Origin of the sequence: Kaistella soli, assembly GCF_019038595.1 — a bacterium.
Classification (GTDB): Bacteria; Bacteroidota; Bacteroidia; order Flavobacteriales; family Weeksellaceae; genus Kaistella; species Kaistella soli.
Genome location: NZ_JAHOPF010000004.1, coordinates 163,936 through 176,676, shown reverse-complemented (window position 1 = coordinate 176,676; position 12,741 = coordinate 163,936). Strand labels below are relative to the sequence as shown.

General features: G+C 39.5%; 10 protein-coding genes. 6 read left to right on the top strand and 4 right to left on the bottom strand.

Features of this window, described 5'->3' with window-relative positions:
* Nucleotide 1 precedes the first annotated feature (1 nt).
* Both KSK37_RS08870 and aspS read right to left on the bottom strand, forming a co-directional pair.
* Complete coding sequence (locus tag KSK37_RS08870; RefSeq protein ID WP_217200946.1) at nt 2-2,275, bottom strand: GH92 family glycosyl hydrolase; 2,274 nt, start codon at nt 2,273-2,275, stop codon at nt 2-4.
* Nucleotides 2,276-2,346: 71 nt separating this feature from the next.
* Nucleotides 2,347-4,101 carry an aspartate--tRNA ligase gene (gene aspS / locus KSK37_RS08865; protein ID WP_217200944.1) on the bottom strand — a complete coding sequence of 585 codons (1,755 nt, stop codon included), beginning with the start codon at nt 4,099-4,101 and terminating at the stop codon, nt 2,347-2,349.
* 273 nt (nt 4,102-4,374) lie between these two features.
* Between aspS and KSK37_RS14180 the strand changes: the two genes are divergently transcribed.
* Nucleotides 4,375-4,614, top strand: a complete 240-nt coding sequence (locus tag KSK37_RS14180; protein WP_217200942.1) for a 30S ribosomal protein THX — start codon at nt 4,375-4,377, stop codon at nt 4,612-4,614.
* A 29-nt stretch (nt 4,615-4,643) separates the two neighbouring features.
* On the opposite strand, the gene KSK37_RS08855 is transcribed toward KSK37_RS14180, so the two are convergent.
* A complete protein-coding gene (locus KSK37_RS08855; protein WP_217200940.1) occupies nt 4,644-5,309 on the bottom strand; it encodes a DUF937 domain-containing protein in 666 nt (221 codons plus the stop codon).
* Between the two features lie 95 nt (nt 5,310-5,404).
* On the bottom strand, nt 5,405-5,914 hold the full coding sequence (locus KSK37_RS08850; RefSeq protein ID WP_217200939.1) for a DUF2480 family protein: 510 nt from the start codon (nt 5,912-5,914) through the stop codon (nt 5,405-5,407).
* Between the two features lie 42 nt (nt 5,915-5,956).
* Between KSK37_RS08850 and lpxB the strand changes: the two genes are divergently transcribed.
* The 5 genes from lpxB (at nt 5,957) to KSK37_RS08825 (ending at nt 12,617) form a co-directional block, all read left to right on the top strand.
* Nucleotides 5,957-7,063 carry a lipid-A-disaccharide synthase gene (gene lpxB / locus KSK37_RS08845; RefSeq protein WP_217200937.1) on the top strand — a complete coding sequence of 369 codons (1,107 nt, stop codon included), beginning with the start codon at nt 5,957-5,959 and terminating at the stop codon, nt 7,061-7,063.
* Nucleotides 7,064-7,117: 54 nt separating this feature from the next.
* On the top strand, nt 7,118-8,887 hold the full coding sequence (locus KSK37_RS08840; protein WP_217200935.1) for a ComEC/Rec2 family competence protein: 1,770 nt from the start codon (nt 7,118-7,120) through the stop codon (nt 8,885-8,887).
* Between the two features lie 157 nt (nt 8,888-9,044).
* Complete coding sequence (locus KSK37_RS08835; protein ID WP_217200933.1) at nt 9,045-9,707, top strand: succinate dehydrogenase cytochrome b subunit; 663 nt, start codon at nt 9,045-9,047, stop codon at nt 9,705-9,707.
* Between the two features lie 106 nt (nt 9,708-9,813).
* Nucleotides 9,814-11,826, top strand: coding sequence for a fumarate reductase/succinate dehydrogenase flavoprotein subunit (locus KSK37_RS08830; protein ID WP_217200932.1), 2,013 nt, complete (start codon nt 9,814-9,816; stop codon nt 11,824-11,826).
* 23 nt (nt 11,827-11,849) lie between these two features.
* Nucleotides 11,850-12,617, top strand: a complete 768-nt coding sequence (locus KSK37_RS08825) for a succinate dehydrogenase/fumarate reductase iron-sulfur subunit (protein WP_088358761.1) — start codon at nt 11,850-11,852, stop codon at nt 12,615-12,617.
* Nucleotides 12,618-12,741 lie beyond the last annotated feature (124 nt).

Here is a 12,741-nt window from a genome sequence, read left to right as displayed (position 1 = left end):
ATCAGTTTTTATCACTCATTACGAAAATAACTTCTCCTCCGTTTGCAATATCACTGTGCTTAAGAATATGGTTTTTAATTTCTTTTCCGTTTACCAAAATTCGCTTTACATAAACATTTTTCTCTGATTGATTTTCAGTTTTAATGGATAACGTTTTCCCGTTTTCCAAATTAATTTTGGCGGATTTTACCAAAGGCGAACCAATCTGATATTCATCAGAACCCGGCAAAACAGGATAAAAACCAAGCGCCGAGAAAACATACCACGCGGACATTTGTCCTGCATCATCATTTCCGCAAAGTCCGTCTTCTTCGGCCGAATACATTTTCCGAATAATCATCCGCACGCGTTCCTGGGTTTTCCACGCATTGTTGGTCCAGTTGTAGAGATACGGAATATGATGCCCCGGTTCGTTTCCGTGAACGTAATTTCCGATAATGCCGTCTCGGGTGATGTCTTCGTTTTTTTCGATGTATTTGTCAGCGATTTCCGTGGTGAAAATTTCATCCAGATGTTTGGAGAATTTAGTTTTTCCGCCCATCATTTTGATCATTTCGGGAACGTTTTGAGGGACATAAAGTCCGTAATTAAAAGCATTTCCTTCGATAAAACCCTGGCCGTGCGTATCCATCGGATCAAATTCTTTCTTGAAATTTCCGTCTGAAAGTTTTGGATGCATAAATCCGGTTTTGGGATTGTACACATTACGATAAGACTGGCTTCTTCTCAGATATTCGGTTTCGGAATTTTTGTCGCCGGCTCTTTTTGCAATTTGCGCGACTGCCCAGTCATCGTAAGCATATTCCAGGGTTTTTGAAACTGAGGAACTGCTTTTGTCCTCGGGAACATAGCCGTATTTCAGATAGTCTTCAATCCCATCATAGTACTTTAGGTTTGATGAATTCCTTGCTGCTGTTAAAGCCCGGCTTACATCGATATCCGTAGTTCCTTTCACGATTGCGTCTGCAATTACGGAAACAGAGTGATAACCGATCATACACCAGTTTTCGTTGGCGTAATGACTCCAGATCGGTAAAGCTTTATGCACACTTTGGTCATAATGAGCCATCATAGAATGCACAAAATCGTTGTTTCTTTTAGGCTGAATAATATTGTAAAGCGGATGCAGCGCACGATAGGTATCCCAAAGCGAAAAAATGGAGTAGTTCGTAAATCCTTCCGATTCATGAATATTTTGATCAAGTCCGAGGTATTTTCCATCAACATCTTCGTAAAGAATCGGCGACATCATCGTGTGATAAAGTGAGGTGTAGAAAGTTTTTTTATCGTTTCCGTTTAAAGTTTCCACTTCAATTTTCGAAAGTTCTTTCTCCCACTTTTCGGAAGTCCCATTTTTCACCTGCTCGAAATCCCAGTGCGGAATTTCTGCGTCCAGATTTTTTAGTGCTCCGTTGGTAGAAGTATTTGAAAGTGCGAATTTGATCAGAATCTGCTCGTCTTTTTCAGTGTCAAAATCGAAATACGCCCTGATTTGTCTTCCGGCAAATTCCGGGAAGTTCTCGTTTTCATTGAATTTTCTGTAGAAGCCGTTGTATTCTACTTTTTCGTAGCGTTTTCTACCATAACTTTTAAACGGTTTCGAAAATTTCATGGCAAAAAACACCTTTTTAGTTCGCGCCCAGCCGGTTGTTTCGCGGTATCCGACAACGGTCTGATTATCTTCAACCCGAACAAAAGTCCACACATTTTTAGAATCATAGTTGTAAATATTCGACATTAAATCCAGAATAATATGCGATTCGCCTGATTTGGGGAATGTGTAACGGTGAAAACCCACCCGGTCCGAGGTGGTGAGTTCTGCTTTAATTCCATAATCATCCAGAAAGACTTCATAAAATCCAGGTTCCGCTTTTTCTGTGCTTTTTGAAAACTGAGAATGGTAACCGCTTTTCGGTTCACCAATTTTTCCGGGTTCTAAATTGAGTTTACCTGTCGTTGGCATGATAAGAAAATCTCCGAGATCAGAATGTCCAACCCCACTGAAATGGGTATGCGAAAAACCAAAAATGGTTTGATCTTCAAACTGATAACCCGAACAGTAGCGATACGTTTCGGGATTGTATTTGCCATCAGTTGCGTACGGAACCTGATTCGTCTCGGGGGAAAGCTGCACCATACCGAACGGCGAAGTAGCGCCTGGAAAAGTGTGTCCCATATTTTTTGTGCCGACAAAGGGATTGACGTATGAAGTAAGGTTTTGAGCAGTAATCATAAGGAAACAAAGCAAAGATAAAAGAGAAGCGATTTTTTTCATTTCTGAATATTTGAATAAAAATAAGAAATCCCGACGAATTGCCGGGATTATAATTGGTATGTATAAAAAGTTTATTCTTTCGTTTCTACTTTCAGGAAAAGTTCTTCAAGCTGCTCATCAGCAATCTTGCTCGGTGCGTCAATCATTACATCCCTTCCAGAATTATTTTTCGGGAAAGCGATATAATCTCTGATCACTTCGTTTCCGTCCAAAATTGCAACCAAACGGTCAAAACCTAAAGCCAAACCTGCGTGAGGCGGTGCTCCGTACTGGAAAGCGTTCATCAGGAATCCAAACTGTGCTTCTGCGTCTTCTTTGGTAAATCCTAAAAGATTAAACATTTTCGCCTGCAAATCTTTGTCGAAAATCCGTACAGATCCGCCGCCGATTTCATTTCCGTTCAGAATTAAATCGTAAGCATTTGCTCTCGCTTTTCCCGGATCGGTTTCCAGTAAGTGCACATCTTCAGGTTTTGGTGACGTGAACGGATGGTGCATTGCATGATATCTTCCGGTTTCTTCGTCCCATTCCAACAGCGGGAAATCGATTACCCAAAGTGGCGCGAATTCGTTTCCTTTTCTTAATCCCAATCTGTTCCCCAATTCCATTCTCAGTGCGGAAAGTTGGGTTCTTACCTTATTTTCATTTCCGGACATCAGGAAAATCAAATCTCCTTCTTTTGCTCCGAATTTTTCTGTAATTTTCTTTAAATCTTCTTCGCTGTAAAATTTATTTACGGAAGAAGTTACAACGCCATCATTTTGGAATTTAATCCAAATCATTCCGTTGGCACCAATTTGCGGACGTTTTACCCAATCAATCAATTCGTCGATTTGTTTTCTCGTATAATCTGCGCAGCCTTCAACATTGATTCCGACAACCAATTCGGCGTCATCAAATATTTTGAAATCCTTTCCTTTAACCAACTCATTTACTTCCACGAATTTCATCCCGAACCTGATATCCGGTTTGTCATTTCCGTAATTTTTCATGGCATCTTCGAAAGTCATTCTCGGGAATTTCCCGAATTCTTTTCCGGCAATATCTTTCAATAAAGTCGCCGTCATTCCTTCAAAGATTTCCAAAACATCTTCCTGCTCTACGAAAGCCATTTCGCAATCGATTTGGGTAAACTCAGGCTGTCTGTCTGCTCTTAAATCCTCGTCACGGAAACATTTTACAATCTGGAAATAACGGTCCATTCCGCCGATCATCAACAACTGTTTGAAAGTTTGCGGCGATTGCGGAAGTGCATAAAACTGTCCAGGGTTCATTCTGCTTGGAACCACGAAATCTCTTGCACCTTCGGGAGTGGATTTAATAAGAACCGGAGTTTCAACTTCGATAAAATTCTGATCAGAAAGATAGTTTCTTACTTTCTGCGCCATTTTGTGACGGAAAATCAGTTTGTCTTTTACCGGATTTCTGCGGATGTCCAAATATCTATATTTCATTCTCAGTTCTTCACCACCATCGGTTTGGTCTTCAATCGTAAACGGGGGCAGCTGGGATTCATTTAAAACAGTAAGTTTTTCGACTAAAATTTCAATTTCGCCTGTAGGAATATTTGGGTTTTTTGAAACTCTTTCAATGACTTTTCCTTCAACCTGAATCACGAATTCACGTCCGAGCTTTTTGGCTTCTTCCATTAATTCTGCAGAGGAACGGTCCTGATCGAAGACCAGCTGTGTAATTCCGTAACGGTCCCGAAGGTCGATCCAAATCATAAATCCTTTATCACGGATGGTTTGAACCCAGCCTGAAAGGGTAATGTTTTCGTTGAGATGATGAAGCGATAATTCGCCGTTGGTGTGGGTTCGGAACATCTTAGTGATCGTTTTGGTTGACGTGGGTCGGTTAAAATTTTATGCATGCAAATATAAGATTTTTGCATGGAAGCAGGAAGTGGCTTTTAGAAGTTTTATGTGGCTTTGAACACCAATTTTTTGAGTTCATCTTAGTCTGAAATTAAAAGCTATGCTTTGGAAGTGAGAACTTTTTTAGCGAGCAGTGGTGTTCAAAGTTTATGAATTTTTTAAGATTTAAGTTCAGGGATTTTGGTTAACTTTGTGTAAATCAACAATAAAAAACTGTTAATTATGGGAAAAGGAGATCAGAAATCCAGACGCGGAAAAGTAACCGCCGGAAGTTATGGAAAAAAGAGACCGAGAAAATCAAGTTCAGTAAAAAATATTCCTGTCAAAGTTTTGGATGAGGATGATAAAAAGGATTCTAAAAAGAAAGTAAGAGAGGAAGTTGGTTATCCGACAGACAAATCTGAAAATTTAGAAACCGATAACAAACCCAAAGCTGCGAAAAAGAAAAAAACCGAAGAATAATCTTCGGTTTTTATTTTATAGTGATGAAATTATTTTCCGCCGCCAAGGATACTTCCTAAGAGACCGCCCAGGCCGCCCTGCTGCTGACCGGAATTGCCGCCTCCCAGAACGCTTCCCAAAATATCATTTAAAGGATTTCCTGAAGATGACTGCTGAGAACCACCCCCAAGAACACTTCCTAAAATATCATTTAATGGATTTGAAGGCTGCGATTGAGCCTGATTCTGCGCGCCGCCCAAAATCCCGCCTAATAAATCTCCCAAACCTCCGCCGGAATTTACTCCGCTGGTCTGCTTCTCTTTTCCGATATATCCCATGATGAGTGGAGCCAACATCGCTAATACAGGTCCGATTTTATCCATTGAAATACCGGTATTCTGAGAAAGCTGATTTTCAACCTGAGGTTTCTGTCCTCCGAAAATATGGTCAAGGATCGAACTGCCTTCCTGCTGTCTGGCTTCTACCTGTGCAGGATTATCCAGAATGCTGCCGTCATGGTCTTTATCTAAAGCACTGTTTAAAGCTTCTGCTTCGTTGGGATCGTCCTGGGATTTTTTTCTCAGATAAGAAATTACCAATGGTGCAGCAACTGCAAGAAGGGCAATTATTTGATTTTTATCGATACCGAACTTGTTTTCGGCCTGTGAAGCAACCTGATTTCCGGCGTTTCCGGTAATTAAATCAATTAAATTCATAATTTGTTCGTTTTTTGTTAAAAAATAGTGAGTATCAAAGTTACCAAATACTGTTCCGATACTATTTTATTTAAATAATAAAAAACTGTTAAAATTTATTTCTTAAAAATGGGAACATTTGAACAGGCTTCACCGAACATTAAAGATTTTACGATGGGTTTTAACTGCTCTACAAGTTCGATGTAGGCATTTTCGGGGATGTTTTCGTCAGAGCAGCCTTTTACCAAAATTCTTTTATCTGTCATTTCACTGAAATCGTAAGTCTGAATGGCGTTGTGTATCAAAAGCACTTCCAAATCTTCCCTGTTTCCGTAAACGACTTTTTTAGCGGAATCTGTAATTTTAGCGGTAAGAAGAAAATACGCCCAAAGCGGAACGATCGCCTCTGCAGAGTTATAAATATAAACGTAACAATCTGCGTAATCTTCGGTATTGATAGCACTCACTTTGTCGCGGAAGTCTTTTTCTTTTAGGATCAGGCCTTCGTAGAGGAAATCCTTAAGGTCAATCCCTATTCTTCTGCCTTTTGGAACCAGCACGGAAAGGTCAAAATTTACCAAACCGCTGTCTGCAACTTTATTTTTTATTTCGAAATCTTCTGACATTTTTTATCTTTATCTTTGAGCAAAATTACAATTTTTAAACGAGTGAAATACTATATTATCGCCGGCGAGGCTTCTGGAGATCTGCACGCTTCAAACCTAATGAAATCAATTCTGAAAAAAGATGCTGAGGCGGAATTCCGTTTTTGGGGCGGAGATTTAATGACTCAGGTTGCCGGGTTTGGTCCGGTGAAACATTACAGAGATCTTGCGTTCATGGGATTTCTGGAAGTAGCTAAAAATCTCAGAACTATTCTTAAAAATATAAGATTTTGCAAAGAAGATCTGGCAAATTATCAGCCGGACGTTTTGATTTTAGTGGATTATCCTGGATTTAATTTAAGGATTGCTGAATTTGCCAAAACATCGGGAATGAAGGTGGTTTATTATATTTCTCCGCAGCTTTGGGCCTGGAAAGAAGGTAGGGTTGAAAAAATTAAGAAATTTGTTGATGAAATGCTGGTAATTCTTCCGTTCGAGAAGGAGTTTTACAGAAAGCATCAGGTGGATGCGCATTTTGTAGGACATCCATTGCTGGATGCGATTTCCGATTTGCCGAGCATTGACATTCGTCAGTTCCAATCAGAGAATCAGCTTAACGGAAAAGAAATCATCGCATTGTTGCCCGGTTCGCGGGAACAGGAAGTGACCAAAATGCTGGAACTTATGCTTTCGGTTCGCCCGTTTTTTAAAGAATATCAGTTTGCAATTGCAGGCGCGCCGAGTCTGCCTAAAGATTTTTACCAAAAATATGTTGACGAAAACGTTCACTTTGTTTCCAATAAAACCTACGATCTGCTGAGGTGTTCGAAAGCAGCTTTAGTTACTTCCGGCACAGCAACTTTAGAAACGGCATTGCTCAACATTCCGGAAGTGGTCTGTTACCGGAGCAGCCGGATCTCCTACGAAATCGGGAAAAGAGTTGTAAAAAACATCAAATATATTTCTTTGGTGAATTTAATTATGGACAGGGAAGTTGTTACGGAATTAATTCAGAATGAACTTAATACCGAAAACCTGGTGAAAGAGCTGAAACTCGTGTTAGAAGGAGAACCAAGACAAAAAATGCTAAATGACTTTGAGCTTCTCCGGGAAAAATTAGGCGGAAAGGGTGCAAGTGATCACGCTGCGCATCTCATTGTAAAAGGGTGATTTGACGGTGCTTTTTGCAGGTAAAGATTAATATATTTACCTGTAAAAAATATCTTGCAAAAGCAGCCTTTACTCATTCTCTGTGTCTGTTTTATTCTTGGAATTCTTTTGCAGGATTATCTTTCCGTGCGGATTAAGCAAATCATAATATTATTGGTTTTCAGTTTTCTGTCGCTTGTTCTGTATTTGATTCAAAATTTTTATGCTCACCGTTTCCGTCACGTTTCGCTGTTTCTGCTGTTCTTTTCTCTGGGAATTTTTGCACATTTCCTGAATTCAAAGAAACCTCAATTACCCGAGCTGAAAAGCAAAGAAAACATCGTTTTTAAAATCAGCAGAAAACTCAATTCCAACGAGAAAAACCGGCGTTATGAAGTGAAAGCGTGGAAAGGTAATCAGTCATTTCTGAGTGTACTTTCGATACCTAAAACAGAGAATGATCTCGATTTTCTTCATTATTACAAAGCTGAAGCGTACATCAATAAACTGCAGAAACCTTACAGCGACTTTCAGTTTGATTACGGAAAATATTTAGCTCGAAAAGATATTTATTTCCAGATTTATCTGCCTAATTCATTTCAGCCCGGCGCGCGGAATGACTTGAGTTTTTCTGAGAAAATAAAACAGAAGCGACTCGAAACATTAAGCAAAATCGACCGGGCCGGCTTCAGCAAAAAAGCACGCGAATTTACAAAAGGGATTATCCTCGCAGACCGGACTGAAATGGATGACGGGACGGTTCAGGATTTCAGTAAATCCGGTTTAATGCATGTTCTGGCGATTTCCGGATCTCATATGGCGATTATTTTCTGGCTGATTCTTATTGTATTAAAGCCGGTATTTCCTCCAAAATTTAGAAATTATAAAACGGTTATTTCTTTGGTATTAATCTGGTCTTTTGCCATTTTTATCGATTACGGAAGTTCGGTTGTAAGAAGCTGCATTATGATTTCTGCTTATTATATTTGTGTACTGTTGCAGCGGAAACCCGATTTGCTCCACGCAATGGCGGTGGCGGCATTTGCGATTCTCATTGCGGATACGAACCAGTTTTTTGACGTTGGTTTCCAGCTGAGTTTTGCAGCAGTTTTTGGAATTTTCTGGCTCAATCAACCTATACTTAAATATCTTCCGAAACCTAAAAATGAGTTCCAGAACGCGATGGTGAATGTGGTTTCGGTAAGTTTTTCTGCACAGATTGCTACGTTGCCATTGGTTATTTATTATTTCCATCAATATTCAATGGTTTCGATTGTTGCTAATTTAATTGTCATTCCGTTTTCAGAAATTTTAATTATCTTTTCTCTGCTGATGACGGTTCTTATTGGGTTTTCAATAGAGTTTTCCTGGCTTAATTTTCTTTACGATTGGGTAGTTACTAAAACGCTTGACGTCATTCATCTCTTTGCAGATGTCGATTTTGCTTTCTATAAAATGATTCCGATGACTTTACTGGAAGTGGCTGTTGCTTTACTGACCGTTTGGTTTTTACGGTTTGCGGTGATAAAACTTAATCCCAGAAATGTTTTGAAAGTGACTTATTTTGTGGTGACATTTGTGGCGTTGAGGTTTTTATTGAATTTTAAAGCCTCGCAAATCAATGAAACTTTAGAACATCAGTATTTTAAAGAGAAAATTATTTCGGTAAAACGGAATAATAAAGTTCAGTTTTTCATGAGAGAAAATTCCAATCTAGGGAAAGTTGAAAAATATGTAACAGAACCTTACTTAACTTCCCGTAGGGCAAATGATTTTGAAATAAAGACACTGCCTCCGGAAGTGCACAAGGTGGTTGTAGAGGGGAAAGTGTATCATTTCAAGTAATAATGGTGTTTTTGCTAATGCCAATTTATTGCTAATCAACCGGTTGTTGAGGGTAATCTTATTTAGAAAGATTACAAACTAAAAAATTCTGATTTTTCTCACCTCTTTATACCTTAACAATTTTTTAACTTTGTGAAAATTCAATTTAAACATTATTATGGCAGGATTAACAAGTTCTACTATTGGTAGAAAGTACGCAATGGCATTGTCTGCAATGTTTTTGCTCATATTCCTTATCATGCACCTTTCGGTTAATTTGCTATCAGTTTGCAGCCCGAGTGCATTCAACTCAGCTTCGGAATTTATGGGGTATAACCCGCTTATTCAGTTTTTGATGCAGCCGGTTTTAGGTTTTGCAGTAGTTTTTCACTTTGTAATGGGTTTCGTTCTCGAACTGAAGAACAGAAGCGCAAGACCGGTAAAATATGCGGTGAACCAGGGTTCGGCCAATTCTACCTGGATGTCCAGAAATATGATTATTTCCGGCTTGGTGGTTTTAGCATTTTTAGGATTGCACCTTTACGATTTTTGGTGGCATGAAATCAGTTTCAAGTATGTTGAAGCAAACGTTCCGGATAACGAAAGATTCTGGGCTGAACTTCATGCAAAATTTGCTGATCCGATTCGCGTAGCTTTCTATGTGATTTCTTTTGTGCTGTTGGGATTGCATTTGGCACATGGCTTCCAGTCGTCGTTCCAGTCTGTTGGTGCAAGACATCCTAAATATACTCCTGTGATCAAAGCATTGGGAACATGGTATTCCATCCTTATTCCTGCAGGATTTATTTTTATAGCAGTGTATCATTTCATAACTCAATAAATATTAAGTTTTAATCATTCATTAATTCTTTAAAATTTAATATTCGAAATATTCACGAACTCAAATAAAGAATAGAAAGTTCTGAGTAAATTAAAAATTTCTAAAAATGAGCAAATTAGATTCAAAAATTCCTGCCGGCCCGTTAGCGGACAAATGGAAAAACCATAAAAATCATATGAACCTTGTTGCACCAAACAACCGTGATAAAATTGATATCATTGTTGTAGGAACAGGTTTGGCTGGAGGTTCTGCCGCAGCCACTTTAGCTGAGCAGGGCTACAACGTAAAAGCATTCTGTTATCAGGATTCCCCAAGAAGAGCGCACTCTATCGCTGCTCAGGGCGGGATTAATGCTGCGAAAAATTATCAGGGAGACGGAGATTCAACTTACCGTTTGTTTTACGATACCATTAAAGGTGGAGATTACCGCGCAAGAGAATCCAATGTTTACCGTTTGGCGGAAGTATCTGCAAATATTATTGACCAGTGTGTTGCGCAGGGCGTACCTTTCGGAAGAGAGTACGGCGGCCAGCTTGATAACAGGTCTTTCGGTGGTGTTCAGGTAAAAAGAACTTTTTATGCTAAAGGACAAACCGGGCAACAGCTTTTATTAGGAGCTTACTCTGCAATGAGCCGTCAAATCGGGAAAGGCAGAATTAAAATGTACAACCGTCACGAAATGCTTGAACTGGTAATTGTTGACGGAAAAGCAAGAGGAATTATCGCAAGAAATTTAGTAACCGGAGAAATCGAAAGACACTCGGCACATGCTGTTGTAATTGCTTCCGGCGGTTACGGTAATGTATATTTCCTTTCCACGAATGCAATGGGATCCAACGTTTCTGCATCCTGGAAAATTCATAAAAAAGGAGCGTATTTCGCAAATCCTTGTTATGTACAGATTCACCCGACTTGTATTCCGGTTCACGGAACGCAGCAGTCCAAACTGACTTTGATGTCTGAATCTTTAAGAAACTCAGGAAGAATCTGGGTTCCTAAAAAGATTGAAGACGCAGAAGCAATTCGTGCCGGGAAATTAAAACCTGAAAATATTGCTGAAGAAAACCGCGATTATTATCTGGAAAGAAGATATCCGGCTTTCGGAAACTTGGTGCCGCGTGACGTTGCTTCCAGAGCAGCGAAAGAAAGATGTGATGCCGGTTACGGAATTGAAAATAACGACACCAAAGAAGGTGTCTATCTTGATTTCTCGACAGAAATTACTAAGAAAGGTCGGGAAGCGGCCATTGAAAAAAACATTCACAATCCTACCGATCAGCAAATTTATGATTTAGGAAAAGCATGGATTGAAGAAAAATACGGAAACCTTTTTGTGATGTATGAAAAAATCACTGGGGAAAATCCATATGTAACTCCAATGAAAATTTATCCGGCGGTTCATTATACCATGGGCGGCGTTTGGGTTGACTATAATCTGCAGTCGACTATTCCGGGATGTTTCGTACTTGGAGAAGCTAATTTCTCTGATCACGGAGCGAACAGATTAGGAGCTTCTGCACTGATGCAGGGCTTGGCAGACGGTTATTTTGTACTTCCTTATACGATTGCTGATTATCTTTCAGCAGATATTAGAACAGGTGCAATTCCAACAAACACTGCAGATTTTGATGCTGCTGAAAAAGAAGTTCAGGATAAAATCAATTTCTTCATTAACAATAAAGGAACTCATTCAGTAGATCATTTCCACAAGAAATTAGGACACATTATGTGGAATAAAGTAGGAATGGGAAGAACTCCTGAAGGTTTAAGAGAAGCCATTAAAGAAATTGCTGAGGTAAGAGATGAATTTTGGAAAGATGTAAGAGTTCCGGGTGAAGCTAACGAAATGAATCCTGAACTGGAAAAAGCATTCAGGGTTGCAGATTTTCTTGAACTTGGACAGCTGATGGCAATTGATGCTTTGAAGAGAGAGGAATCCTGTGGAGGTCATTTCCGTTGGGATCATGCAACTCCGGAAGGAGAAGCGGAAAGAGATGATATGAATTTCAAATATGTTGCAGCCTGGGAATATCAGGGTGCGGACATTAATCAGGAAGTGATGCATAAAGAAGACCTGATTTATGAAAACATTGAAGTTAAAACCAGAAGTTATAAATAATCTCCAAAAAAGTAAATAATAAAATGAGTGCAAAAAAAGGCTTAAACCTGACTCTGAAAATTTGGAGACAGAAAAATAATAAAGTTAAAGGACAGTTTGAAACCTATAAAATTTCAGACGTTTCCACAGATTCTTCTTTCCTCGAAATGTTGGATATGCTCAATGAGAATCTGATTAATGAAGGAAAAGAACCGATCGCTTTCGATCACGACTGCCGTGAAGGAATCTGCGGGATGTGCTCCCTCTACATTAATGGCAGAGCGCACGGTCCGGATACAGGAATCACCACTTGCCAGCTGCATATGAGAATGTTCAAAGATGGCGAAACCATTCATATCGAACCATGGAGAAGCGCTGCTTTCCCGGTGATCAAAGATTTGGTGGTTGACAGAAGTGCTTTCGACAAAATAATGGCTGCGGGAGGATTTATTTCCGTAAATACTTCAGGAAACACTTTGGACGCTAACGCGATTCCCGTTCCTAAAGATGATGCAGACAAAGCAATGGATGCTGCTGCGTGTATTGGATGCGGTGCCTGTGTAGCAACGTGTAAAAACGGTTCAGCAATGCTGTTTGTCGGAGCTAAAGTTTCTCAGTACGCATTGTTGCCTCAAGGACGCGTTGAAGCGCAGAGAAGAGTGCTTAATATGGTAAAAGCAATGGACGAAGAAGGATTCGGAAACTGTTCCAATACCGGTGCATGTGAAGTAGAATGCCCGAAAGGAATCTCCCTGGAAGTAATTGCCAGAATGAACCGCGAATACATGTCGGCCAATATCGACAGAGGATAAAATATTTAATGAAGACAGAAAATCCGCTTTCCATACCGAAAGCGGATTTTTCTTTGTTAAATTTTCACAAAAATCCTAGTAAAATTTTCTATAACTCTTTATATAACCTATTTTTGCCCAATTA